This window comes from Methylobacterium ajmalii, assembly GCF_016613415.1.
Classification (GTDB): Bacteria; Pseudomonadota; Alphaproteobacteria; order Rhizobiales; family Beijerinckiaceae; genus Methylobacterium; species Methylobacterium ajmalii.
In genome coordinates, this window is sequence record NZ_JACWCT010000165.1 from 1 (window position 1) to 25,192 (window position 25,192).

The 25,192-nt window shown below is 67.7% G+C and carries 24 protein-coding genes and 3 pseudogenes; 6 read left to right on the plus strand and 21 right to left on the minus strand.

Annotated features, from left to right (window positions below; genetic code table 11):
* The 12 genes from HPY23_RS29425 to HPY23_RS29480 form a co-directional block, all read right to left on the minus strand.
* Positions 1–393, minus strand: a 393-nt coding sequence (locus HPY23_RS29425) for a DUF2939 domain-containing protein (protein WP_200649713.1), incomplete at its 3' end; no start/stop codon positions are given.
* Between the two features lie 52 nt (positions 394–445).
* The gene (locus tag HPY23_RS29430) at positions 446–979 is read right to left on the minus strand and encodes an RNA pyrophosphohydrolase (protein WP_060848392.1); all 534 of its coding nucleotides are present in this window, start codon (positions 977–979) and stop codon (positions 446–448) included.
* A 114-nt stretch (positions 980–1,093) separates the two neighbouring features.
* On the minus strand, positions 1,094–2,305 hold the full coding sequence (locus tag HPY23_RS29435) for a divergent polysaccharide deacetylase family protein (RefSeq protein ID WP_091888781.1): 1,212 nt from the start codon (positions 2,303–2,305) through the stop codon (positions 1,094–1,096).
* 138 nt (positions 2,306–2,443) lie between these two features.
* A complete protein-coding gene (locus HPY23_RS29440; protein WP_060848390.1) occupies positions 2,444–3,787 on the minus strand; it encodes a S41 family peptidase in 1,344 nt (447 codons plus the stop codon).
* On the minus strand, positions 3,787–5,142 hold the full coding sequence (locus HPY23_RS29445; RefSeq protein ID WP_418888689.1) for a murein hydrolase activator EnvC family protein: 1,356 nt from the start codon (positions 5,140–5,142) through the stop codon (positions 3,787–3,789). The genes HPY23_RS29440 and HPY23_RS29445 overlap by 1 nt, the downstream gene beginning before the upstream one ends.
* Entirely contained in the window at positions 5,142–5,630 is a 489-nt protein-coding gene (gene rlmH, locus HPY23_RS29450; RefSeq protein WP_091888779.1) for a 23S rRNA (pseudouridine(1915)-N(3))-methyltransferase RlmH, read from the minus strand. The genes HPY23_RS29445 and rlmH overlap by 1 nt, the downstream gene beginning before the upstream one ends.
* 30 nt (positions 5,631–5,660) lie before the next feature.
* Entirely contained in the window at positions 5,661–5,972 is a 312-nt protein-coding gene (gene rsfS / locus HPY23_RS29455; RefSeq protein ID WP_407942715.1) for a ribosome silencing factor, read from the minus strand.
* Positions 5,973–6,263: 291 nt separating this feature from the next.
* The gene (locus HPY23_RS29460; protein ID WP_091888777.1) at positions 6,264–6,872 is read right to left on the minus strand and encodes a nicotinate-nucleotide adenylyltransferase; all 609 of its coding nucleotides are present in this window, start codon (positions 6,870–6,872) and stop codon (positions 6,264–6,266) included.
* Between the two features lie 37 nt (positions 6,873–6,909).
* Complete coding sequence (locus tag HPY23_RS29465) at positions 6,910–8,208, minus strand: glutamate-5-semialdehyde dehydrogenase (protein WP_091888775.1); 1,299 nt, start codon at positions 8,206–8,208, stop codon at positions 6,910–6,912.
* A 104-nt stretch (positions 8,209–8,312) separates the two neighbouring features.
* The gene (locus tag HPY23_RS29470) at positions 8,313–9,743 is read right to left on the minus strand and encodes a pilus assembly protein TadG-related protein (RefSeq protein ID WP_060848385.1); all 1,431 of its coding nucleotides are present in this window, start codon (positions 9,741–9,743) and stop codon (positions 8,313–8,315) included.
* Positions 9,744–9,875: 132 nt separating this feature from the next.
* The gene (locus tag HPY23_RS29475) at positions 9,876–10,118 is read right to left on the minus strand and encodes a PAAR domain-containing protein (protein WP_091888773.1); all 243 of its coding nucleotides are present in this window, start codon (positions 10,116–10,118) and stop codon (positions 9,876–9,878) included.
* Between the two features lie 16 nt (positions 10,119–10,134).
* A complete protein-coding gene (locus HPY23_RS29480; protein ID WP_175540023.1) occupies positions 10,135–10,521 on the minus strand; it encodes a DUF2169 domain-containing protein in 387 nt (128 codons plus the stop codon).
* Between the two features lie 435 nt (positions 10,522–10,956).
* Between HPY23_RS29480 and tnpC the strand changes: the two are divergent.
* A pseudogene (gene tnpC / locus HPY23_RS29485) lies at positions 10,957–12,239 on the plus strand (IS66 family transposase).
* Between the two features lie 73 nt (positions 12,240–12,312).
* Positions 12,313–12,606, plus strand: a pseudogene (locus HPY23_RS29490) (integrase core domain-containing protein); the annotation flags it as partial.
* 647 nt (positions 12,607–13,253) lie between these two features.
* Here the strand turns inward: HPY23_RS29490 and HPY23_RS29495 are convergent.
* From HPY23_RS29495 to HPY23_RS29520, 6 genes are all read right to left on the minus strand, one after another.
* Positions 13,254–13,892, minus strand: coding sequence for an acyl-homoserine-lactone synthase (locus HPY23_RS29495; protein WP_091888768.1), 639 nt, complete (start codon positions 13,890–13,892; stop codon positions 13,254–13,256).
* Positions 13,893–14,003: 111 nt separating this feature from the next.
* Positions 14,004–14,720, minus strand: coding sequence for a helix-turn-helix transcriptional regulator (locus HPY23_RS29500; RefSeq protein WP_244537636.1), 717 nt, complete (start codon positions 14,718–14,720; stop codon positions 14,004–14,006).
* A gap of 125 nt (positions 14,721–14,845) precedes the next feature.
* Positions 14,846–16,114: an efflux RND transporter periplasmic adaptor subunit gene (locus HPY23_RS29505; RefSeq protein ID WP_175540022.1), complete on the minus strand. Its 1,269-nt coding sequence runs from the start codon at positions 16,112–16,114 to the stop codon at positions 14,846–14,848.
* Between the two features lie 122 nt (positions 16,115–16,236).
* Positions 16,237–17,550 (minus strand): TolC family protein, encoded by a 1,314-nt coding sequence (locus HPY23_RS29510; RefSeq protein WP_210346967.1) that lies wholly within the window; start codon positions 17,548–17,550, stop codon positions 16,237–16,239.
* A 236-nt stretch (positions 17,551–17,786) separates the two neighbouring features.
* Positions 17,787–18,989 carry an ABC transporter permease gene (locus HPY23_RS29515; protein WP_091888760.1) on the minus strand — a complete coding sequence of 401 codons (1,203 nt, stop codon included), beginning with the start codon at positions 18,987–18,989 and terminating at the stop codon, positions 17,787–17,789.
* Positions 18,986–19,690: an ABC transporter ATP-binding protein gene (locus tag HPY23_RS29520; RefSeq protein WP_091888853.1), complete on the minus strand. Its 705-nt coding sequence runs from the start codon at positions 19,688–19,690 to the stop codon at positions 18,986–18,988. Before HPY23_RS29520 ends, HPY23_RS29515 begins: the two co-directional genes overlap by 4 nt.
* Positions 19,691–20,019: 329 nt before the next feature.
* Between HPY23_RS29520 and HPY23_RS29525 the strand changes: the two genes are divergently transcribed.
* The 3 genes from HPY23_RS29525 (at position 20,020) to HPY23_RS29535 (ending at position 22,970) form a co-directional block, all read left to right on the plus strand.
* Positions 20,020–20,445: a hypothetical protein gene (locus tag HPY23_RS29525; RefSeq protein WP_091888758.1), complete on the plus strand. Its 426-nt coding sequence runs from the start codon at positions 20,020–20,022 to the stop codon at positions 20,443–20,445.
* A 103-nt stretch (positions 20,446–20,548) separates the two neighbouring features.
* The gene (locus HPY23_RS29530; RefSeq protein ID WP_139234999.1) at positions 20,549–21,307 is read left to right on the plus strand and encodes a hypothetical protein; all 759 of its coding nucleotides are present in this window, start codon (positions 20,549–20,551) and stop codon (positions 21,305–21,307) included.
* Between the two features lie 841 nt (positions 21,308–22,148).
* Positions 22,149–22,970 carry a hypothetical protein gene (locus HPY23_RS29535; RefSeq protein WP_139234998.1) on the plus strand — a complete coding sequence of 274 codons (822 nt, stop codon included), beginning with the start codon at positions 22,149–22,151 and terminating at the stop codon, positions 22,968–22,970.
* 478 nt (positions 22,971–23,448) lie between these two features.
* Here the strand turns inward: HPY23_RS29535 and HPY23_RS29540 are convergent, their stop codons facing one another.
* Positions 23,449–23,835, minus strand: a complete 387-nt coding sequence (locus HPY23_RS29540) for a hypothetical protein (RefSeq protein WP_091888754.1) — start codon at positions 23,833–23,835, stop codon at positions 23,449–23,451.
* Complete coding sequence (locus HPY23_RS29545) at positions 23,832–24,371, minus strand: hypothetical protein (protein WP_091888752.1); 540 nt, start codon at positions 24,369–24,371, stop codon at positions 23,832–23,834. Before HPY23_RS29545 ends, HPY23_RS29540 begins: the two co-directional genes overlap by 4 nt.
* Positions 24,372–24,535: 164 nt before the next feature.
* Here HPY23_RS29545 and HPY23_RS29550 point away from each other — a divergent pair.
* Positions 24,536–24,969: pseudogene (locus HPY23_RS29550) on the plus strand (hypothetical protein).
* 37 nt (positions 24,970–25,006) lie between these two features.
* Here the strand turns inward: HPY23_RS29550 and HPY23_RS32720 are convergent.
* The coding region (locus HPY23_RS32720) for a hypothetical protein (RefSeq protein WP_210346804.1) at positions 25,007–25,192 on the minus strand (186 nt) is incomplete at its 5' end.

The following is a 25,192-nucleotide window of genomic DNA, read 5'->3' on the forward strand; positions in this document are numbered from 1 at the left end:
GGCGGGCGGCGCGTCGGGCGCGGGCTTGCCGGGGCCCGGCTGCCGCGCGAGGCCGGCGCGCACCGGCCAGCCGTCGTCGAGGAGGTCGATCAGGGTCTCGGGCGTGACGAGGGATTCGACCAGGGGCTCGGCCAGGGCCCCGCTCGCCTCGGTCAGGATGGCGCGGTCCCGGGCCGAGAGGTCGCGCCGCGCCGCGATGGCGTCGAGGGCCGCCGCGGTCGCCTGCCGGGTGAGGGAGAGCCGCAGGGTGCGGAAGTTCACCCGCTGGGCCACGGCCTGGGCGTCGTGCGCCTGCACCGCCTGCGACAGGCGGTAGAGCGCGACATAGGGCGAGATGCCGTAGGCGATCCACAGGACCAGGACCGTCAGGCCCGCGAGCCACCAGCGCGTCATGCCGGCCCGCCCGAGGGGTGGGGAAACCGGCCGGTCAGGCGCACGCGACCCGTCACGCCGGACGCGCGAGGTGGGCGAAGGCGGCGATCACCTGGTCGTAGACCGGGCGCTTGAACGGGATCACCAGCTCGGCGAGGTTCGCCAGCGGCTCCCAGCGCCACCCGTCGAACTCCGCCTTGTGGGCACCGCCACCGGGCCGCAGGATGTCGATCTCGCGCTCGTCGCCCTCGAACGCGAAGGCGAACCACTTCTGGGTCTGGCCGCGATAGCGCCCCTTCCAGGGCTTGCCGGAGGTGAAGGTGGGCAGGTCGTAGGAGTACCAGCCCGGCGCCTCGGCCAGCAGGCGCACCGAGCCGGCGGCGACGTTGGTCTCCTCGTAGAGCTCGCGCAGGGCGGCCTCCCGCGGGGCCTCGCCCTCGTCGATGCCGCCCTGCGGCATCTGCCAGGCATGGGCGCCGAGATCGGCCGAGTCGTGCCGCCGGTGCCCGGCGAAGACCAGGCCCTCGCGGTTGAACAGGGCGATGCCGACGCACGGGCGGTAGGGAAGCCCGGCGAGGGCGGTCTCGGGGCGATGAAGCGGTGCCATGGGAGCGACCTTAGAGCAATTTGCCGCCCTGTGGACCGTGCCCCCGCGGAAATTACGGGGTTTGCCCGGGCGGGGCAGGCATGCGCGGGGCCGGGCCCCGGGGCCGCCCGCCGGTCACGACGGCTGGCGCAGGGCCCGGCTCGCCGGCACGAGGAGGATGCCGCGGGATTCGAGGTCGCGCGCCCAGCGGGCGATGCGGTCGATCGAGAGCGGCAGGGCGGATGCCGAGCCGAGGACGAAACCGGACTTGCGGGCGGCCTCCTCCAGGCGGGCGAGTTCGCGGTCGATCGCGTCGGGCCGCGGCACGGAATCGACGACGATCTCGGCCCGGGCCACCGGCACCTTCGCCTTGCGGCCGACCTCGCGGGCGAGGGAGCGGGGCGAGGTGCCGTCGTCGACGAAGCCGAGGCCGCGCCCGCCGATCTCGCGCAGCACCGGATCGAGGGCGGCGGCCTCGCCGGTGAGGCGCGCGCCCATGAAGTTCATCACCCCGATCGCGCCGGGCACCCGGGCGAGCACGAAGGCGAGGCGGTCGACGTTCTCGGCGGGTTTCGCCCCCGCCAGCAGCGTCTGGGGGCCCGGATCGTTGTCGGGATAGTCGAAGGGCTCCATCGGCGCCTGGACCATCACCTCGTGGCCGGCCTCGCGGGCGCGGGCGGCCAGGCGCGTGACGTCGGCGCCGTAGGGCGCGAAGGCGAGCGTGATCGCCGGCGGCAGCCGCTGCACCGCGTCCTGGGTCGCCGCCTGGCCGATGCCGAGGCCCGAGACCACGAGCGCGATGCGGCCCGCCACCGCCCCGCCCCGCTCCAGGCCGGCGGCCTCCGGGCGGGCATAGACGTCGAGGGCGCGGGCGCCGTCGGGCCCGATCTTCGGCAGCACGCCGCCGTAGCGGCCGCGCTCGCTCAGGCGCGGGTCGGGCGCGGGCTTGAGCTGGATCGGGCCGGCGCCCGGCACCCGGATCACCACCGAATCGGGCGCGGACGTACCGTCGGGCCGGCTCACCACGACGCCTGAGGCACGCTCGACCTCGTCGGCACCGCGGCTCGCCGAATCGGGGCGCGCGGAGTCGGGGCGGACCGGCACGACGGGCTCGGGCGGAGGCGCGACCGGGGCGCGCACCTCGATCGTCGCGACCGCGTAGGGCTCGCCGGCGAGAGGGTCGTCGCCGAGGACGAGATAGGCGGCGAGGCCGAGTCCGCCGAGGCCGAGGAGCGCGGCGGCGATCGTGCGGGGCGTGAGGGCGGCGCGCCAGCGCGCGGCGCGGGCGGTCGCCTCGTCCCGCAGCCCGAGGGGACGGGTCAGGATGGTGTCGGACGCGAGCGGCACAGGCGTTACAGTCCCGCGACCGGGCGGCTGCGTGAGAAGCGGAAGGCCCGCAGCACCGGTCGTTCGACCGGTATTGCGGGCCTTCGTGGTAAACGCGACGTTAAGACGGGTGCCGGTCGCGGTGCGACCCGGCGCCCATCAGTTCTGGGTCGGGGCGGCCGGGGCCGGCGTTGCGGGCTTCACGGTGTTTGCCGCACCCTTCTGAACGCCGTGCAGGAAGTCGACCGCGGCGATCAGCTGCTTGTCCTTGGCCGGGTCCGGCGGGACGTAGGCCGAGGAACCACCGCGCTCCTCGGTATCCTTCTGCTTGAGGTGGCCTTTCAGGCCGGCCTCGCCCTTGGTCTCGTCCTTGCCCTTCAGGTCGTCGGGCACGTCCTGCAGCACCTCCTGGTCGGGCTCGATGCCCTTGGCCTGGATCGAGCGGCCCGACGGGGTGTAGTAGCGTGCGGTGGTCAGCCGCAGGGCGCCGTTGCCACCGAGCGGGATGATCGACTGCACCGAGCCCTTGCCGAACGAGCGGGTGCCCAGCACGGTCGCCCGCTTGTGGTCCTGGAGCGCGCCGGCGACGATCTCGGATGCCGAGGCCGAGCCGCCGTTGACCAGCACCACGATCGGCTTGCCCTTGGTCAGGTCGCCGGACTTGGCCGAGAAGCGCTGGGTCTCGTCCGGGTTGCGGCCGCGGGTCGAGACGATCTCGCCGCGGTCGAGGAACGCGTCGGAGACCATCACCGCCTGGTCGAGCAGGCCGCCCGGGTTGTTGCGCAGATCGATGACGAAGCCCTTGAGCTTGTCGCCCGGCAGCTCGGTCGAGAGCTTGTCGACGGCGGCCTTCAGGCCGTCGTAGGTCTGCTCGTTGAACTGGGTCAGGCGGATGTAGCCGATGTCGCCGCCCTCGGTGCGCGAGCGGACCGGCTTGATGCGGATCAGGTCGCGGTTGAGCGTGACCTCGAGGGGCTCCTTGGCCTCCTTGCGGGTGATCTTGAGCTTCACCGGCGAGTTGACGGGCCCGCGCATCTTGTCGACGGCCTGGTTGAGGCTCAGCCCCTGGACCTGGTCGCCGTCGATCTGGGTGATGACGTCGTTGGCGAGCAGGCCGGCACGGGCGGCGGGCGTGTCGTCGATCGGGGTCACGACCTTGATCAGGCCGTCCTCCATCGTGACCTCGATGCCGAGGCCGCCGAACTCGCCCTTGGTCTGCACCTGCATGTCACGGAAGCTCTTGGCGTCCATGTAGCTCGAATGCGGGTCGAGCGAGGTCAGCATGCCGTTGACGGCCGCCTCGATCAGCTTCCCCTCGTCGGGCTTCTCGACGTAGTCGGTGCGGATCTTCTCGAACACGTCGCCGAACAGGCTGAGCTGACGGTACGTCTCGGCCGACGCGGCGACGGCGCTCGTGCTCGAGAGGAGGTGGGTCTGGGTCGCTACCGTGGCCGTCCCGGCGCCCAGAACGGCTCCGAACAGGACGAGGGAAACTTTGCGCATTATCCGCGAACCTTCTCGCTTGACCCTTTGGCCCACCAAGGATCCGGGTCGATGGAGCCACCGTCTTTCTTGAACTCGACGTACAGGACGGGATCGTTCCGCCCACCGGCTCCAGCCGAAGGTGCGGAGCCCGTGTCTCCCATCACGGCGACCGGCTCCCCCGCGAGCACGAACTGACCAACCTCGACGTTGATCTGGTCCATGCCCGCCAGGAGCAGATAGTAGCCGTCGCCCGCGTTGATGATCAAGAGACGACCGTAGGAGCGGAACGCCCCTGCGTAGGCCACCCACCCGTCCGCCGGAGAGGAGACGACGCCCCGCGGGCGCGTCATGAGCGATATGCCGCGGCTGGTGCCCCCCGCCCCGTCGGGGCTGCCGAAGGTCCGCACGACCTCGCCGCTCACCGGGCGCGGCACCAGGCCGCGCACCTGGGGGAACGGCACCTTGGGGCCGAGGCGCGCGGGATCGCGCAGGGCGGCCGCGGCGAAGCGCTCTCGGGTCTCCCGGGTCTCGGCCTCCGCGGCCTCCCGGGCGGCCCCGGCGGCGCGGCGCGCGCTCGCCAGGTCGCCGTCGAGGCGGTCGACCAGGTCCTTGAGGTTGCGGGCCTGCCCGGCGAGACCGGCGGCGCGCTCGCGCTCGGCGGCGATGCCGCTCTCGGCCTCGCCCAGCCGGGCCTGGCGGGCGGCGACGAGCGCGGCCAGGCGCTGGCGCTCGGCGCCCCAACCCTTGATGTCGGCCCGCAGGGCCTCCTGGTCGGTGGCGATCAGGCCGCGCAGGCGCACCAGCTCGGCGAGGTCGCCGGCCAGGGTCTCGGCCTCTCCCTGGAGCTCCGGCACCACGGCGCCGAGCAGCATCGAGGTGCGGATCGCCACCAGCACGTCCTCGGGCCGCACCAGCACCGCCGGGGGCGGGCGCCGGCCCATGCGCTGGAGCGCGGCCAGCACCTCCGCGATCACGCCGCGGCGGGCCTGGAGCGACCGGCGCAACGCCGTCTCGCTGCCCGCCATGGTCTGCAGCCGGGCCTCCAGCTCGGAGATGCGTCCCTCGGCCTCCTGGGCCTTGCGGGCGGCGTCGATCAGCGCCTGGTTGAGGCGGGCGCCGTCACCCTTGATCTCAGCGACCTCGCGCTCGAGCTTGGCCTTGGTCTCGGCGCTGGCCTGGAGCGCGGTCTCGATCGCCCGCAGGCTCTCGGCCCGGCGCTCCTTCTCGGCCTGGGCCCTCGCCACCGGATCGGGCTCGGCCGCCGGCTGCTGGGCCGGCTGCGCGACGACCGGCGTCGCCCCGGGGGACGGGACGAGCGTCACGGCGAGCGACAGCAGGCCCGCCCGGGCGGCGGTCGGGAGGCGGGCCCGGATCACGGGGCGCCGCGGTGGTAGGGGTGGCCGGAGAGGATCGTCATCGCGCGGTAGAGCTGCTCGAACGCGAGGACCCGCACGAGACCGTGCGGAAGGGTGGCGGCGCCGAAGGCGAAGATCAGGTCGGCCCGCGCCCGCACGCTCGGATCGAGACCGTCGGCCCCGCCGATCACGATCGCGAGACCGGGCCGGCCGCCGTCGCGCCAGGCCCCGACCTGCGCGGCGAAGTCGGTGCTCGTCACCGCCTTGCCGCCCTCGTCGAGGACGAGCGTGGCGGCACCCGCCGGCACCGCCGCCAGGATCGCGACCGCCTCCTCGGCGCAGCGGTCGGGCGCGCGGCGCGCCCGGCTCTCCGGGATCTCGGTCATCTGCACGGCGGAGAAGCCGAGGCCGCGGCCCAGCGCATCGGCGCGGCCGCGATACTCGTCGGCGAGGTCGCGCTCGGGACCGCGCTTGAGGCGGCCCACCGCGACGAGGGCGAGCCGCATGGCGGCGTGTCCGTTTCCTGCGTTGCGGACTTAGTTTGCGAGGCGGTGGGCCGTCTGATCGGCGGGACGGTCGGCGCCCCAGATCTTCTCGAGATTGTAGAAGTGGCGCACCTCGGGCCGGAAGATGTGGACCAGGATGTCGCCGGCGTCGATCAGCACCCAGTCGCAGGCCGGCATGCCCTCGACGCGGGGAGCGCCGAAGCCGCGGCTCTTGAACTCCTGGATCACCTTGTCGGCGATCGAGCCGACGTGGCGCTGCGAGCGGCCGGAGGTGATGATCATGGCGTCGGCGATGGAGGTCTTGCCGAAAAGGTCGATCTCGACCGTCTCCTCGGCCTTCATGTCCTCGAGGCAGGCGAGGGCAACCGACCTCATGTCCGCGGCCTCGGGCGCGACGACCCCGGAATCTTGCCGGGAATCCTGCACCTGGGCCTCAGCGGGAAGCTCGTTGGCCTGAGCTTCGTGAGAGATTGCGTCGTTCAGTGCCGGCCCCTGTCGATGAAGGCACCCGATGGCGCCACGAGACGATCTTGCCCGCGGCATGCGCGGTGCCGATGCCAATAGAATCGGACAGTGGCGAACCGATGGCGGATTTTCAAGCGCGTCGACGGCGAATCCCGGACAAAGGCCGGCTCAGGACGCGGGCGGGAACGTGCCGGCCCGCAACGCCGTCGAGGACAGGCCGTTGCGCGGCCCATGCAGGAAGAGCCAGGCCGGCGGCGCCCGCTCCGCCAGGGTCGGGGCCGCCGCCTCGTCGAGGCGTGAGGAAGCCAGCGCCCGGGCGGCGGGCGAGGCCATCGCCTTCAGGGTGTAGCCCGGCCGGTCGATCACCGCGAAGGGCATCCGGGCGGCGATCTCGCGCCAGCCGCGCCAGCGATGGAAGCTCGCCAGGCTGTCGGCCCCCATGATCCAGACGAAGCGCACCTGCGGGTGCCGGTCGGTCAGGAAGGCGATGGTCTCGACGGTGAAGCGCACGCCCAGGGCCGCCTCGAAGTCGGTCACGGCGATCCGCGGATCGGCCGCCACCGCCCGGGCGCCGGCGGCGCGGGCGGCGGCGTCCGGCAGGTGGCGGCGGTCCTTCAGGGGGTTGCCCGGGCTCACCAGCCACCACACCCGGTCGAGGGCGAGGCGCCGCAGCGCCAGCCGGCTCACGTGCCGGTGGCCGGCATGGGCCGGGTTGAACGAGCCGCCGTAGAGCCCGACCCGCAGGCCCGGCGCCAGGGCCGGAAGCCGCACGATCACGGGAGCCGCGCGGCCCGGGGCTCCCGTCGTCGGGCCGTCACGGGCGGATCTGCCCGGTGCCGCGGATGCGGTACTTGAAGGTGGTGAGCTGCTCGACCCCGACCGGGCCGCGGGCGTGCATTCGCCCGGTGGCGATGCCGATCTCGGCGCCGAAGCCGAACTCGCCGCCGTCGGCGAACTGGGTCGAGGCGTTGTGCGCGACGATCGCCGAATCGACCTCGGCGAGGAAGCGCTCCGCCGCCGCCCCGTCCTCGGTCAGGATCGAGTCGGTGTGGTGCGAGCCGTAGGTCTCGATGTGGTCGATCGCCGCGTCCAGCCCGTCCACCACCCGCACGGCGATGATCGCGTCGAGGTACTCGGTGCGCCAGTCGGCTTCGGTCGCGGGCGCCACCCGCGGGTCGACCGCCCGCACCGCCTCGTCGCCCCGCACGGCGCAGCCGGCCTCGAGGAGGTCGGTCACCAGGGGGGCGAGGTGGGTGGCCGCGCAGGCGCGGTCGACCAGCAGGGTCTCGGCGGCGCCGCAGACGCCGGTGCGGCGCAGCTTGCTGTTGCGCACCACCGCGCGGGCCATGCCGAGATCGGCCGCGGCGTGGACGAAGACGTGGCAGATCCCTTCGAGGTGGGCGAAGACCGGCACCCGCGCCTCGTCCTGGACCCGGGCCACCAGGCTCTTGCCGCCGCGGGGCACGATCACGTCGATGGCGCCGTCGAGCCCGGTGAGCATGGCGCCGACCGCCGCGCGGTCCCGCGTCGGCACGAGCTGGATCGCGTCGGCCGGCAGGCCGTGGCGGGACAGGCCCTCGCTCATCGCCTGCGCGATGGCGCTGGCGCTGCGGTGGCTCTCCGAGCCGGCGCGCAGGATCGCGGCGTTGCCGGCCTTGAGGCAGAGCGCGCCGGCATCCGCGGTGACGTTGGGGCGGCTCTCGAAGATCACCCCGACGACGCCGAGCGGCGTCGCCACCCGGTCGATCCGGAGGCCGTTCGGCCGCGCGTAGGAATCCATCGCGCGCCCGACCGGATCGGGCAGGCCGGCGATGCTCTCGAGCGCGTCCGCGATCGCCTCGACCCGGGCGGGGTTCAGCGCCAGGCGGTCGAGGGAGGCCGCCGTCAAGCCCTTGGCCCGGCCCTCGTCGAGGTCGGCGGCGTTGGCCGCCAGGATGGCCGGGGCGGCCTGGCGCAGGGCGGCCGCCGCCTCCCGCAGGGCCGCGTCCTTCACCGGGCCCGGGACCAGCGCCATCCGACGGGCGGCGGCGCGGGCGCGCCGGCCGATCTCGCGCATCAGCGCGTCGACGTCCTCGGGGCGGGGCTTCAGGCTGGTCACGGACACGGTCGTCATCCTGGCCGCCCTCTCCGGGCGGCGTATGGGCGGGCACCCGTCATGCCACGGCCCGGCGAGCCGCGACAAGCCGCCGAACGACGACCCGGCGCGCGACCCCGGATCTACCGCGCGAGCCCGACTTGGCCGCTCTTCGGGCCGATTCCCGGCGGCACCGGCACGTCGGTGTCGCCGTAGCGGGCGTTGACGACGAGGCGGGGCTGGCGGCTCAGCGCGATGCGGTGGGCGACGATGGCGGTGTACTCGGACTGGTCGGCGACGACCTGCATCGCCCGGACCGAGAAGGTCCCGCGCGGCAGGTAGACGGTGCCGACCAGGCGCCGGGCGCCGTCGCTCAGGATGTCGAAGTTGCGCCCGTCCGGCGACCGGCGGTCCTCGAAGAAGAGCAGGCCGGCCATGTCGCCGGTCCGCGGCGCCGTCAGCTCGACGAGCGAGCGCGGCAGGAAGACCATCGGCTGGGTGCCGCCGGCCTTGTTCCGCGGGACCTCGCCGGTGAAGTAGAACCCGACGCCGTCCCCCTTGAGGGAGCCGATCAGGTGGATCGACAAGGCCTTGTGGCACGCCTGCTTGGTGCTCTCGTCGCGCGGGTGCAGGCAGTCGGTCGTGAGGAAGATCAGGTCGGTGTCGGGCCCGACGACCAGGGCGCCGTCCTTGATCACGTAGATGCCGGGCAGCATCTTGACGTCGGCGGTTTCCTCGATCCTGATCCCGCCGCAATAGGTGCCGGGCTCGAGGGTGAACGCCCCGTCGCGCAGGACGAGATCCCGCTTGAGGCAGGGGCCGACCGGCGGGGCCGGCCGCGCGGCCAGCGGGTCCTTCAGCGTCGGGCAGCCGGTGATCGGCTGAGGCCGGAAGTTGAAGGAGCGCCCGGCATAGCCGCCGACGGTGCAGGTCGTCGCCGCCGACACCACGCTCTGGTCGCCTCCTTCGAGGCTGCTGGGGCTCGACGACATCGCATAGACCGCGCAATCCCCGGCCTCGATGCGCGCCTGGTCCTCGAGATGGATCCCGTGCCGGCCGGACGGCGCGAGGCCGACGACGCAGAGCCTCGCACCGCCGACCGCCTCCGCGGTCGCCGTCACCGTCATGTCGGTGAGGTGCGGCGTCACCAGCCGGCTCATGATCGCCGACTTGCGCTGCGTCAGCGTCACGGTCACACCGGTCGGCGCCCGCCCGGTCCGGCCGCCGGCCTCGACGAAGGGGCCGCCCGGACGCTCGCGGGTCACGGGCTTGGTCGCGACGGCGACCGGGCCGTCGCCGAAGCGCAGCTTCACGCCGCCCTTCATGTAGGCCTCGGCCAGCGATTGCATCCGGCGGGCATCGGCGCCGGAGACCTGCATGTCGGAGACGACCGCGAGGGCGGCCGCGTCCGCCGCCCGCTGCAGCGTGGCGAGCTGCAGGGTCCAGGTGCCATAATCGACGGCGACCCCGATCAGGCCGAACAGCACGGGCGCGAGGAGCGCGACGAGGAGCGCGACGTTTCCCGCCTCGTCGACCCGGCAGGCAGACCGCCGATACCATCCCCGTCCGATCATCGCCCCGGCCTGCCCCGCATCATCGGTCAGACCAGTCGCCCCGATTTGTTAAGAACACCCTTGCGTCAGCCGTCGAATGCAACGGCATTCACCGTTCCTGTCGCTGGGACAGGACAGCGCGAACATCTATCTTCAGCCTGATCGACCCCCGCCCACGCCCGGCTCGTCGCCGTAGCACCGCCGGATCAGCGAGCCCCGCGCGTGCGAGCGCTCGTCGGTCCGGAGCACGCTGTCGGCGGTGCTCGCCCCTTCCACCTGGTGGTGCGTGTCGATCGTGTAGGGCACGATCGCGGTCAGCGAGCGGCACCGGCCCATCGCCTGCGCGACGACGATCCCCTCGCCGATCGTGCGCGAGCCCTCCCGCGGCAGGTTCATGCGCCCGCCTCCTCGCTCAGCCTGTGCTCGCCCGACACCGCCAGGCCCGCCGCCTCGGCCAGCGGCAGCACCCCCCCAGCCCCGCCCCGTGATAGGCCGGGCAGCGCGCCACCCAGCCGCGCCAGGTCGGGTCCACCCGCCGCGGGCCCGCCTCAGCCCGCAAGTCGAGATGCAGCCGCGCCGACACGGCCCGGCCGTCGAACCAGGCGTCGTGAGCCGCCGGTACCAGCCCGTCGAGCCGCACGGTCTCGTCGCCGTGGAGGTGCGGCCGGATCAGGGCGGGCGGAGCGGTCTGGAAGAAGCGGTCGTCGAAATCCGCCGGCGCCTGCGGGCAGCGCTCGCGAAGCCACGCCTCGTCGCGGGTGCCGCAATGCCCCTTGCGCCAGCGTCGGAACGGCGGCACCGGCCAAAGCCGGCCGGGCGCACGACCGCGAAGGGATCGGCGAGGGCCGCCTCCGGCGCCTCGATCCGGGGCGCCGGCAGCACCCGGCCGACCGGGCACCGGCGCTGACGGATCCGCCTGAGGGAAGAACATCCGCTTGCCCGACTCCAGGCGCGCGCGGTTGAGCGAGCGCCGATGCGGAGAGCGCGTCCTCCCCCGCCGCCGGCGACCGGATCATCCCGGCCCGGCCCTGCGCGTCCGCCGGCATCGACAGCAGCGTCGCCTTCCCATCGGGATCGGTGTCGGCCGCGCGGGCGAGGCGTTCGCTTCCTGGCCTGGATCCGGTCAGGGTGAGCGTAATTACTCAGGGGGTATCGAGACGGCTCGGTTCAGTCGCGGCGCGGGTGTCGGGTCGCCCCCCTTGCCGTCTGACGATTTGGCCGATTCCCTGTCGGGATGAGCCGCGGTGACCTGGAGCGCCTGAGCAAGGAGGCGCCGATCGAGCTGGCGCTGAAGCTGCACCGGCCCGAGAAGACCTCGCGCACCTCGTCCAAGCCACCGGCCACGGATCGCAAGGAGAGGCGGGAGAAGTCCCGTCCGGGCGGGGCCAAGCCCGGGCATGAGGGCCATAAGCGGGCGCCGACCCCTGATCCGGATCAGGTGGTGGAGCATCGGCCCTGCGCCCACTCATCGTGCGGTGAGCCGCTGCCGGCCGATCTTCCGGCCGAGGTCGTCAGCGTGCACGAGCGGATCGACCTGCCGCTGGTTCGCCCGGCAGTCGAGCAGCACCGGCGCCTGTGCGTGACCTGCCCGGCCTGCCGGACCCGGGTCGTCGCCCCGCGGCCGGCGGGGGCCGACGCGACGCCGTTCGGGCCGCGGCTGCACGCGGTGGCGACCGACCTGAAGACCTTCCAGGCGCTGTCCTACGAGCGGTTGCAGGCCGCCCTGTCGGACCTGTTCGGGCTGCGGCCGAGCCAGGGCGGGCTGATGAACGTGCTGCGGCGCGCCCAGGGCTGTTTTACCGAAGGCCGGGACGTGGCGCTGGCGCGGCTGCGGCAGGCGTCGGTGGTGGCCTCGGACGAGACCGGGGTACGGATCGAGGGTACCGACAGCTGGCACTGGGTGTTCCGCTGCCAGGACGCGGTGGTGCATCACGCCGCCCCGAGCCGGTCTACTGTCGTCGTTGGCGAGGTGATGGCCGGGCATCGGCCCGCCGTGTGGATCTCCGACCGTTACTCGGCCCCGCAGGGCCATGTCGATCGTCAGCAGACCTGCTTGGCGCACCTGTCTCGCGACGTGGCCTATGCGGTCGAGGCGAGTGACGACCTGATCGCCATGCGGTTCAAGGGGTGGCTCGACAGGGCCTTCGGGCTCGCCCGCCGGCCGACCGAACTGGCGGCCTCGACCCTGGCGCGCAAACGGCGCGAATTGGAGCAGGACCTCGACGCCATCCTGAAGACCTCGGCGACGGGCGATCTGGCCCCGGCGCTCCAAGCCCGGATGCGCCGGGGGGCGATCAACTCCTGACCTTCGTGGTCTTCCCAGGGGAGGTCGACGTGACCAACAACGCCTGCGAGCGCGACCGGCGGCCGGCCGTGGTCCAGCGCAAGGTCACGAACGGCTATCGGGCGATGTGGGCGACCAAGGGCGAGGCGGACGTGCGCACCGTCGTCGCCACCGCCGCGCTCAGAACAAAGGCGACACGCTTCGCCACTCTGCTCGCCACCATCACCGCCTGATCACCCCCCCGACATCCCGGATGTGACGGGCCGACGAACGCGCGTGCCCAAAAACACCCCGTGGGTAATTACCTTGGCTCTACGCTACACCGAGCGCCTGGTCGGTGCGGGCATCGAGCCGTCGGTCGGCAGCGTCGGCGACTCTTACGACAACGCCTTGGCGGAGACGATCAACGGCCTGTTCAAGGCGGTGGTCATCCACCGACGCGAGCCGTGGCGATCCTTCGAGGCGATCGAGTACGCCACCCTGGAATGGGTCGACTGGTACAACCACCGTCAACTCCTCGCGCCGATCGGCAACGTCCCTCCTGCCGAGGCCGAAACGCGCTATCATGCTCGCGTCGGCGACCAAGCCTTGGCCGCCTGACCCAAGACAATCAGCCTCCGACAAACCCGGGGCGGTTCAGGTCTTGTGGTCGTCGACCCAGTCGTCGCGGGCATGCAAGCCGAACAAGACCAGCTTGAGGATGCGCCCGCCCTTGTATTTGTCGGAGAGCTTGCCCTTCTAGGCCGCTTCGAATTCCTCGAACAGGATCTGAGCCGCGAACTGGAGTTCGCGGCGCTTGCGTTCGGGGAGGTGGTCGAGACGATCCGACAGCGTCATGGCTCCTCGCATAGGCGGGGCGCGGGCGGACGCCAGGGAAATAGGGTCGGCGTCCGGATGGTCACAGATCGAGACCCTGATGGAGGCGATCTGGGATTGCCTCCTCATGACCCTCCCAGACGATGCGACCACCTGATCTGGCGAGCGCCCGGCCGACGCGGCCGAACCTGGCGACCCGCCCACCGTGTGCCCGATACCAGCCTGAACGGCGACGCCGATCTCGCGACGCCAGCCCCGCCATGTGGAGCATGATCGCCCTAAGGATGTGAGGCGGCGACGGCCGATCTACCTGCGCGCCAGGCACACGAACCGCGGCGGCCCCCGAGGATATGAACGCCGGTCGCATGGGCGAGCCCCCAAGCCCTCAAGCCATGCGACCCCTTCTTCCTCGTCGCATACCATCATATGCTTCAGGCAGATGCGCGCAGAGCATGACGCTTCTCGACGAGGCCGAAACCAGGGCGGTCCGGAACCGACCGAACCGTCATGGCCTCGATGGCCTCGTGCGAGACATCCCAGATCCCGACGATCAGTTGGCCCACTTCGGGCTTGGAACGGGCCAGGGGAACAGGCGACCAGCCGATCCGGCGATAGATCCGCGTCATGGCCTGATCATAGAGCCCCATCACCTGCTCGATGCCGGATGACAGGCACAGACAGCACAGCCCGATCAGCAGTTCAGACGACACTTGCAGATCGCTCTGATCGTTCGGTCGGTTACGGGGATGAACGCAGAAGCGCGTACATTCCCAGGCAATTGGCGTCTGCACATCGACCGGCTCGTCGAAGAAGCCTGCGAACTCATTGCGCAGCATCGTCTCGCCGGTCGTGGGCAGGATCCTGAGGGAGCCGGTGACGCAACCCTCCCCGTTCCTGGAGACCAGGTAGACCGGATCTTCGTCCTCGTCGTAGCGGTCCGACTCCCATCCATCGCGCACGCACACCGCCCAACCCAGCCGATCGTGGAAAACAGCCGCCCGCGCACGGAACATCGCGTCGAAGTCCGCGGCACGAGCCTCGCGATCAGCATTGGTAAGAATATCGATCATGACGACCTCTGATTTTGACATCAGAGGTATTTGTAAATCTAAACCACAGATCAATCTGTTATAATATCAGATTGACAGACCGTCAGATCAATCCTTGCGCACCTGGCGTGGCTACAGCAATTCTGTGCGGGCCGCCTTGACGACGGCCTCGGCATTGCTGGAACAGCGAAGCTTGTGGCGCGCACTGCGGAGGTAGAGCTGCACAGCACTCACCGACAAATCGAGTTCCGAGGCGATCTGCTTGACGTGTCGTCCCGCCGCGATCCGTTCGAGGCATTGCGCCTCTCGCCGCGAAAGCGCCGGGCACTTGTCCCGGTAGCCCGACAGGCCCACGGCACGGTCATGAACAAAGTGACCGATGAGTTGAAAATCCCGCATGAAGCCAAGTCTTCTCACCTGCCACTCGGCATCGTCGAGATATGAGGTCAGTGTGAAGAGCGCGCGTTCCCCCGCAGGTCCCCGGATCGGTAAGGTCACACCCTGACGGCCGACGTGATACGCCTCGGCCTCACGGAAGAATTTCTGTGTCTCGGGCGATGTCCGATCGACCTTCGCCCAATCGATCGGCAGGAACCCCCTGCGGCCAGCTGCAACGATAGGATCGATCGTGAAATAATCCCTTTCGATGTATCGCTTGACCCACTCATCTTCATAAGTCAGAATGAGAATCGGATTGGCCTCTTCGCAAAGCGGTATTGATATTGCATGATAAGCTATATTTGCAATTTTATACTCAGAGCGCAGAAGATCGATGACACCCTTGAGTTCGATGACCGATTTTGACGCAGCGATCCGATCGAGAACGCCAGCAAGTTTCTCGTCCAGCACCAACCTTCCTCCGGCCCATGTCGCGCGCTCGAGTACGGGCGTACCGTCGTGCTATATCAACTTGGATTCCAAGCCGACACAAACCAAAGATTGTCAAGCTACGATGGCAGCTTAGTTCCCTTCGGTCAGGGACGGACGATGCTATCGCCGGCCTCCAGGCCGGACAGGATCTCGATCCCCTGCTCGTGGGTGGCACCGAGCGTGACTTTGCGTGAGCGCACGCTACCATCCCTCGGATCGCGCACCTGGACGGACGGATCGGTCATGGGGTCACGAACCGCGTCGATCGGCACGACGATCGCCTTCGGGTTGCTCGCGAGTTCGATCTGCATGCGGGCGGACATGCCGATGCGGATCCGATCCCGTGCAGGCCCGGTGTTTCCCGGGAAAGCCGCCCGTACCTCGAAGGCTGGCGCGCGGCCGGAACTCTGGCCTACGTCGGCTTCAGCGCTGATGGCGATGATCTGCCCGGGAATGGGGTCACCGGGAAAGGCATCACCGCCGATCAGAACGGGCTGCCCGACCCTGAGACGATTGATGTCGATCTCATCGGCCTTGCCGGTCACGACCAGGGTGGCGGTGTCGGCGACGGAGTAGATCGCTTGGCCCCGGGTTACCCGCGAACCGGCATCGATCGCAGGAGGCGATTGGGTCCCTTGCGCCGGGAGGGGTGGGCGGGTCACGATCCCCTCGACGGGCGCGCGCACGATGGCGCCATCGGCCTGGGCCTGGAGGTCGGCGAGGCGGGATTTGGCGTTCTGCAGTTCGAGGTCGGCGAGGCGGCGGTTGTCGGCGCTGCCGCGTTCCAGCGTGGTCTGAAGGTCGAGCCGGCTGCCTGTCGCGGTATTGCGCTGCGAGTCCCGCTGCTGCACGAGGCCATCGTACTCGTTACGGGAGACGATACCGCGGTCGAGCAGCTTCTTCGTCTCCGTGACCTGACGCTCGATGACGGCGAGGCTTGCTTCGGCCGTCTCCTGAGTTCGACGCGCCCGCGTGACGTCGGGACTGGTGCTCCAGCGGTCGAGAAGGTCGATCGCCATCGAACTCTTCAGGAAAGCGGCCTGAGCCTCGCGCAGGCGGGTCTCGATGTCGCCCGTGTCCATCGTCACGAGGACCTCGCCGACACCGACGCGGGCGCCGAGCTGGGCCCGCCGTTCCCGGATCACGCCATCGAAGGGGGCGAGGGCCGCGACGGTCTTGCCCGGCCCGATGGTGCCGATCAGCGTCAACGTGGTGGCCGTCGCGACCGGCGCGACGGTGATGGCCTGCTGCCCGGCCGGAGCAAGGGCGCTGGAATTCAACCGTTGCGGCGCAGCGGCTGCCGGACCAATCCGGTCCAGGGGTGGTGGTGCTGGCTGGATCCAGAACCAGCCGAAGCCGGCGAGTGCGATCACGGCCCCCACGCCAGTACCGACCGCTACATGGGCTTTACGCGGAGATTTGCCGGAGCGCGGCGCGGCGTCTGCCGGGGGCATCGAGAGGGGAGCAGTGTCTGGCACCGGATCCGCCGCGTCCACTAGTCTTGCAGGGCGATGTGCCATGTGTCGAGCGTCGCTCCCAGTTGCACGTCCAGCAGCGTCAGGGCGTTGAGGTAGCCGATCACGGCGCCGAGTTGCTGGCTCTCGGACGCGCGCAGATCGTTCTCCAGGGCGCGAACCTGGAAGTTGGCGGAGCGCCCGACCTTGAGCTTCTCCTTCTCGATCTCGACCGCCTTGGCGGCCAACTCGCGTGCGCGTCGAGCGACTTCGAGCTGGCGCCAGCGGATGTCGATGTCGGTCGCGGAGTTGCGGATCTGGAGTTCGACGCCCTGACGGATGGTTTCGAGCTGCAGTTCCGCGTTCTGGAGATTGGTCATGGCCTGGACGTAGGGCTGCTCGCGGCGCAGGTCGTTGAGCGGTGCGTTGAAGGCGAGCCCGACCGTGAAGTCGGAGATGCCGGTGGACGTGCCGATGCCACCGCTGACGCTGGTGCGTCCGAGCGAGCCGGTGCCGAACACCGACAGGTCCCATAAGCGCTCGTTGCGGGCGACGACGATGCCGAGCTTGTTCTGCTCGATGACGTCGAGCTGGCTGAGGTAGTCCGGCCGCCGCGCAAGTGCGGTCCGCATCAGGTCGGGCAGGTTGGTCGTCACTCGGGCGGGGCTGGTGCTTTCGCGCGCGATGATCGGCGTGGCGAGATCGAGCGCGAGCAGGTTGAGAAGCTGGATCCGAGCAACTTCCAGGCTACGGGAGGCTTCCAGCACGCGGATGCGCTGGTTGGCGAGGTCGGCCTCGGTCTGGACGATGTCGACCTCGGCCATGCGGCCGGCTGTGATCAGGGCGCGGTTGATCTCGATCAGGTTCTCGGCACGGTCGACCGAGGCCTTGGCGATCCGGACCTCTTCCTGGGCGCGCAGCAGGTCGCGATAGGTAAAGATCACGCCCCCGATCGTCTCGGATACGGTGGCGGTGAGCCGGAGCCGGTTGATCCGCTCGCCGAGACGGGCCGAGCGTACGGGTGCCGTGGTGACGTCGATGCCGGCACCGCGCAGGAGGGGCTGGGAGACGGACAGAACCCCTGCGGACCGGCGGGTCTGGATGCCGAGAATGTCGGTCCTCTGATCGGCCCAGGCGAAGCCGACGGTGCCCCCCGTGGGCAGGAGGGTCGTCACCCCGGGCGTCAGTTCGAGGCTGGTGCTGGTGATGCCGGCGATGCGCTGTCGCACCGCGCCGCCGGAGACGCCGAACTGGGGCGTGAAACGGTCCTCGACGACGCGCAGGTCGAACTTCTGGGCGATCCTGTCGATGTTGGCGCTTCGGATCGTGCGGTTGTTGCGCAGGGCCAGGAACACGGTGTCCGCCACGCTGAAGGGGATCTCACGGGCGCCTCCCTCCTTGGTCTGGCCGTCCTTCCGATCGGGCTCGGACAACGGGCTTCCCGAAACGGGCTTGGGTGCGGACCTCGGCTTGGCCGTCCGCTTCGGACGGGCGGCGGACGGGTCGGGGGCGGCCTGGCTTCCGACAGGCGCGACGGCCACGGCCACGGCGAGGATCAGACCGGTGATCCGGATGGAGCGGGCCATGCGATCTATTCCGCCCGCAGGGCCGCAATCGGGTCGAGCCGGGCTGCGCGGGCCGCCGGATAGCTGCCGAAGAACAAGCCGACGGCCAGCGCCATGCCGGCGCCGAGTGGCGGGGCGAGGGGGGCGGGCAGGAATGCCCACCCTGACGATACGGCGAAGAGCCAACCGGCGAGGGTGCCGAGGGCAGTGCCGAGCAGCGAGCCGAGGGTGGAGAGAATCAGGGCTTCGGTGAGGAACATGGTCCGGATGTCGCGGCGGCGGGCGCCGATCGCGAGCCGCAAGCCGATCTCACGGCGGCGCTCCATCACGCTCATCAGCATCACGTTCATGACGCCGACGCCGCCGACGACGAGCGACACGGCACCGATGGCGAGCAGCAGCAGGCCGTAGACGCGCATCTGATCCTCCAACCCCTCGATGAGTTGGCGGGCGGTCTGGATCTGCACGCCGCCGGGGCGCAGCCGGGCGCGAAGGTACTCGGTAACCCGCGCGGCCGTAGCCATGTCGTCCGCGCCCGGCGATAGGCGCGCGGCCACGGCGGTGATTTGCGGATCGGCCAGAAGACGGCGGGCGGTACCGACGGGGATCACCGCCGACCGGTTCAGGTCGACGTTGATCAGGGGGACGGGAAAAGCCGGCTCGAGCACACCAATGACAGTCATCATCTGGTCGTCCATCCGGAGGGCATCCCCGACCCGCACTGGTTTGCCGGCGGCGGCAGCGACTTGGCTGGCGAGATCGCTGCCGAGAACCACGAAGGGGGCGAAGCCGTCGAGATCGGAGGTCGGCCGCCCCAGGGCGAGGCGTGCCTTGGCCAGGGCGTAGAGACCGTCGGTGGCGGCGATGAGGTTGGCCTGGATCGTGGCTTTGCCCACTTGGACCATCGTGCCGGCCGATACGAAGGGAACGGCTTGGGCCAGCCCGAGACCTTGGGCCGACAGGCTGCGGACGATCTCAAGGGGCAGGACCGTCGGTGTGGTTCCCTCGATGCGAGGCGTGATCGCGACGAGATCGACGCCCATCACCTCGAATTGGCGCATCGACTCGGCGCGGGCGTTATGACCGACATGGAGCATCGCGATTACCGCCGCGGTCCCGATGGCGATCCCCGTGAGGGCCAGTAAGGCACGGCCTTTGAGACCCGTGAGGTTGCCCACCCCATCGAGGACGACCTCGCGGAATGGGGCGGGCGAAACGTGCATGGTCATGGTGCACACACGGCATCGCGGAGCGCCCCCCGATTGTCGTCGAGGACCCGACCGTCGCGCATGACGATCCGGCGGGGGCAACGCGCGGCGATGGTGGGATCGTGGGTGACGATCAGGATGGTGACGCCGAGATTGCGGTTGAGGGCGAAGAACAGCGTCATGATGTCGTCGGCGGCATGACTGTCGAGATTACCGGTGGGTTCGTCGGCGAGCAGAAGCGGGGGATCGCCAACGAGGGCACGGGCGATCGCGACCCTCTGACGCTGCCCGCCCGACATCTCGTCGGGATGGTGGGCCGCGCGGGCAGCGAGGCCGACCCGTTCGAGGGCCGCCGCGGCCCGAGCCCGCCGGGTCGCCCTGGCAATGCCACGATAGACGAGCGGCAGCGCGACGTTGTCGAGCGCCGAGAGGCGCGGCAACAGGTGGAAGGACTGGAAGACGAAGCCGATCAGGCGGTTGCGCAACCCCGCGGTGTCGCTCTCGCTCAGGGCTGCCGTGTCGGTCCCGTCGAGGCGGATCGCCCCTTCGTCCGGCCGGTCGAGGAGGCCGATGAGGTTCATGAGCGTGGTCTTGCCGGATCCCGAGGCGCCCGTGAGGGCACAGAGCTCCCCGCGACGGACGTCGAGGTTCACCCGGGTGAGGACGGGGAGCGAGCCTGCCCGACCACGATAGGCCTTCGTGACGTTCTCGATGCTCAGCATGGCCCTGCCCATGCCCGACCTCACGCATTGTCCGACGGGACTGGGCTTCGGGTGCGTGACTCTCGATACCCCGACCTAGATGGCAAGCTGCTATTTTAGTAGATTGACAAGTCGATATTTTTGTAAAAGGCGCTAATTTACGGTTTTCCCGCATTTTCGAAAATGAATTTCCGTTAGATCATCGAATCATCATAGCTTATTAGCAATTTCGCTTCATATTTGTCCTAGAATGTCAATATAATATATAAACAATTGCATCTGCCTCCCCTTTGAAAGAGTTGTTGCTGCGGCATGAGTATTGGAAAAACCATGCCGATAAGGGGGACACCATGAAGAACACATTGCTCGCGAGCGCCATCCTTCTCGCTTCGTCGGTCCTGGCAAACTCGGCTCAGGCGCAGAGCGTTTTCACGGCAACGGTCAACAACAATACGCCGGTGTCCGTGACCTTCTCTTCGCCGTCGGGCTGTCTCGGCTCGAATAGCTTTTCAACCATCGGGAGTGGCGGGAGCCAGACATCGAACATCACGAGCCCGTACTCGACCTCGAATGGCTGTAGCATCCGCTACACGCGCTCGGACAATGGGCGCTACTGCTCCTGGAACGCGACGCGCACTAGAAGCTCATCGACCGCCTCCTGGAATTACCCGACCATCAACACGTCTTCGAGCGGCTCTGGCGTGACATGCTCGGCCAACATCACCTCGGTGAGCTCCAACGGCAACTGGTCGGCTTCCTTCACGATCGCACCTTGAAGGCACGCCTCAACGTTTAATTAAGTAATCATTGATAATATGACCAATGAAATAGTCCGATCCATTTTCGGGTTTGGCTGTTTCATTGGAGTATATACCGAAAATGTCAAACACGATAACGACAAGTAATTTATCATCAACTCCGCTGCTCCGCGGCCTCGCCGGTGGGGCTCAGGCGTCCACCAGCAACGAGACGAGCGCCTCTCGTTCATCGGTTGGTCCGGCCACCGTGGTCGAGCTTTCGGCGTCGGCAAAGGCCGTCTCCTCGACTTCACCGGGCCAGAAGGACTTCGCCACTGTTGCCAAGGATGCGCGAGGCGCGCTGGATGCCAGCTATACGAAGGCAGGAAAAACCTCCTCGATCTATACGACAGCCGCCGAAGTGCGGGATATGTTCAGCGGGCTCGACCGCCGTGCACTCTACGCAATCAAGAGTAACGAAGGCGGCAAGTTCTCGGCTGTCGAGCAGGACATGGCAAAGACGGAGATGCGCGATCGTCTTCATGCCGATACCGGCATTGACGTGATAAATGTGGATGGCAAGCTCGCGCCAGGCCTCAAGAAGGTTATAAATTATCTCGACAACGTCAGCATCGAGGAGAAGGGGAGCTTCGACTGGGCGAAGCAACGCGGGGAAGCGCAGGCCGACTACGAGGCGAGAAGCCGCTTCGAAGGTGAGGAGCCCGAGAAGATTGACTCGACAAACCCGGCCGTGAAATTGATCAAGGCAGCGCTCGACAGCCTGAAAGCTCTGAACGATCCGTCCAAGCGGGTCGAGGACATGCCGCAATACAAGCAAGCGCAGCAGCTCTTCGACGGTCAGCAGAGAATCGAAGCACCCGGCGTCGACGTGAAGGTGTGACACCAGCCGCCACTCCTCGGAGTCGTCTACCCTGGGCTCCCCCTGCCTCCTGTGGCCGGCCGGCCGCTAGGAGGCCGGTGACTGGCCTTCCGGCCTTGGCCGGCTGCTGCGGCGCCCGCCCGGGCTCAAGATCCCGGCTGGCGCCCAGTTGACCTTGCGGCGAGGTGCAAGCGCCGCCATTTCGCGGGTTATCACCCCGAGCATGCAAGGCGGTGACGGCTGACCTACCTGCGTCACCGGACACTGGGCGAGATGCTCCTCGAACTATGCCTGCAACTCCAGGTGCAGGCAGGTCCGAACGGTACCCTCGCCGCGGTGAACGCCTACAAGGGGTCTGGCGGCAGCCCGATCTTTCCTTACAGCGACAGCTCCACGACCGGCGCCGGCTCGGGCAACTTCCGATTCAAGTATTAACATATAATTCCAGATCAATAATCAGGGCCATCGAATATTTGACGGCGTCGATATTTTTGCATTGGTTAATATCTAACGCCTATGTCGACATATTATATAAAAATTTCAACTAGATGACGTGACACAACTCGGTTAATGGTTCGTATCATAGCATGTTTTAGCAATTATGGCTCTCCGTTACGAATTTGTGCGGCCCGTTCATAATTTTCTGATTTTGTCAATTTACTATTTAAACAATTGCTACTGCCAAGCTGCATCAAATAGATATGATGGCCCCTAGGAGCCAGCGGCAAATCACGAATAGCCTCAAATCAAGCAATAACAGCAAAAAACATCGGACAATACCGGTCGTTAACGATGTTTTTGCCGGTCGTATGGGATATCGGCGAACCAGCCTCAAGCATAAATGCAAAAGGAAGGGGATCCGATGACTTCCATTAGCTCAGTCGCCAGCACAAAGATTGCGTCGAGTGCAACGGCATTAAAAATTCTTGCGGATCTAAAATCCAACTCGCCCGCTACCTTGGCTGATAAAACATCAGTTGACGCCTCCTTCGGGTCACCCAAAACAGTCTCGAACCGGTCCCTAGATGCAATAAATCAGATTTCTATTTCAAATAAATTTTCAGACACTGCCAGAGAACAGCTTTGGATCGAGGGGGCTAAATGGTCTTATAGACCCGAACGCACAATGCCCGTTGGCAAGGGTCAAGATCCTACTTCGCCGAAAGACGAAGCCTTTATGCGCTCTCTTGGAGCCGATAACTGGGTTGCGCATTATGCGCCCAAGCTAAGTAAATCCGACTTCGAAACTGAGGCATTGAAAACGCTTCAGCTTAATCTTGAGTCGTCAGATACAAAAAAATCGTATGACTATTATAAAAACGCGTTCAAAGATCCTGATACTCTGACAGCGCTGTCCGAGGACGGCAAAGTACAGGTGTCGAGAGCGACATTAGAATTAACGGTCAATCGCTATAAAATCGAGATGTCAGTACGCCAAGCGCTGGCTGATGGATCAATAAGCTTCAGCAGGCCTGAAGACGAGCAGGGTCTTGATTACACAGGCGTCTCGTACGACATGTATAAGGACGGTGAGTTCCACGGAAATTATCTAAACTACGAATATAACTCTGATTTTGTGGATAATCTTTCAAAGCAGGGTATTGGATCATACAAGTGGGGCGTAGGACTTCTTGGTTTCTACGCAAAGTTCAAGATGATCGAACTCAACAAAGAAGGAGCGTAAAATGAAGTCTTCCATTTCTATGCTTGCTGCTCTTGGTCTTTCTTTAATTAGTGGAGGCGCAGCGCACGCCAATGACAAAATGACTATAAATTGGACAAATTGGAAATCGCAAACCGTCTACTTGAATAATTGGACGTGTTCGCCGTCTGGAGCATGCACATTTCCGTCGCAAATCAATTCAGGACAAACAGTGGCAATAATCGTGAAGCCATCCGATTCCAATGCAACGGTGAGACAATTAGCCGTTGAATATGGATTTTTCAAAAATTTTGTCGAACACAGCTGTCAAGTTCACGTATACGTTACAAAAAACAGCGCTGGGCAGTGCCAAGCCGGCGCGCCATATATGACCAAACCAAAAGGCAGCCCATATTGCGAGGTAACCTTGACCTCGGTGAATGACATTACGTGCGATTATACATATACCGCTCGTATTCAATAGACCGTATCCTTAGGCAGATCTCGGAAAGCTGTCAGGTCACAGGCCGAGATCCTGCTGCAGGAAGCGGGCGGGGATTGCCTCCTCGTAGCCCTCCCAGACGATGCGCCCGCCCTGCCAGATGGTGACGAAGCCGCCGCCCTTCGGCATCGGCGGGGGCGGCGCGGCCTCGAAGTTCCGGCAGCCGAACTCGCCCACCATAGCCGAGAACGCTGGCACCCGGCTGTTGCCGATCAGGACGCGGTCGCAGGCGCCGGTCGGCCGCCGAACGCGGCGGCGCGACAGGCCGAGGCGGAACGCCTCGTGGGCGTGCTGCTCGCCCTCGGACGGCGCCTTCCAGTGCCGGCAGTGCTTGCACTGGCCGGGACGGGTGTCGGCCGGCTCCTCGAGCGACGGCCCGCCGTTGTGCCCGAGGCAACCGGTCACGGCTGGTCCCCGCGGGCGGGCGCCGCCGCCAGCCAGGCGCGCAGGTCCTGGCGCATCCGGCCGATCGGCCAGTTGATGACGCTGACCCGGGCCTCCCGCCGCACGCATCCCATCTCGACGAAGCCCCGCACCAGGGCGTGCATCACGTCGACGTAGAGCCGGCCGCCAACCAGCGCGATCTCCTGGAACGGCTTGGCGCCGTAGCGGGTCAGGCCGGCGATCTCGGCGCCGGCATGGATGCCGTAGGTGTCGGGCCGGCGTGGCGAAGGCGGCCTGGGCCAGCGCGTGGTCACGCCGCTGGCGATCATCCGTTCGGCGAGGTCCTGGGTCAGCCGCGCGTCGTAGTCGGCGATCGGGGTCGCCGCGTCGCGAAAACCGTAATGGGCCGAGAGAAAGGCGACCTTGGCGCAGCGGCCATCCGGGTCGGCGGCGCGAAGCGTCCGCCAGAGCGGGCCGTCGTAGCGCGCGAGCGCCGGGATCCGGTCGTGATCGGGGCGCTTGGTCGCCGAGCAGGCGAGGACGAGGAGGCGGGCCATGGCCGGGCTTTCGCGACGGGCGCCGGAGCCTCTCTCCGATCATCCATCCCGTCGCGAAGCGCCGGTCCTTCTCGGGCTCTCGAACCTGATCCGCACATTCACGGCAGGAAATTGCTCGAAGGGGGGATTCGCCCTTTCCTCGGCCATGGTAGCGTCGCCGTACCGTGCCGATCCGCCCCGAACACCGCCATTTCTATCCGATCGACTGGCCGCAACTCTCGGCGGTGATCCGCTTCGGCCGCGCCGGCGGGCGCTGCGAGGCCTGCGGGCGTCCGCACGGGCATGTGATCATCTGCGTCGACGGCGGAACCTGGTACGATGCTGAGGCGGGCGCCTAGCGCTCCAGCCGTGGCCGGCTTCTGCGCCGCGAGCCCGGCGTTGCGGTCCTGGCGACAGCCCGGCTGACGATACCGATCCTGGCGACCTGTCATCGCGAGCATGACACGAGCCGCAACAGCGATGCGGATCTCGCGGCGTGGTGCTAGCGCTGCCATCTCGAGCATGACCGGCCGGAGCATGTGCGAAGGCGGCCCGCCTGACCTACCTGCGCCGCCGGGCGCTGGGCGACCTGTTCCTCGGGCCCTACCCGCTCTTGTAGGGCCGACCGGGAGGATGCGGATCTTCGCCATGAGCCTTCACGCGGCGCGGACAGTGGCGAGGAAGCGGGCGGCCTCGGCTCCGAGATGCTCGGACTGGCGCAGCAGCTCGGAAGGTAAGCGCTCGGTGAAGGCCGCCTTGTGGCTGTAGTGCTTTGCTCTGGATACAGGTGCTGGCGCCAGATGGCGCTGTATCGGCCCTGTGTCTGGACCTATGACCAACTC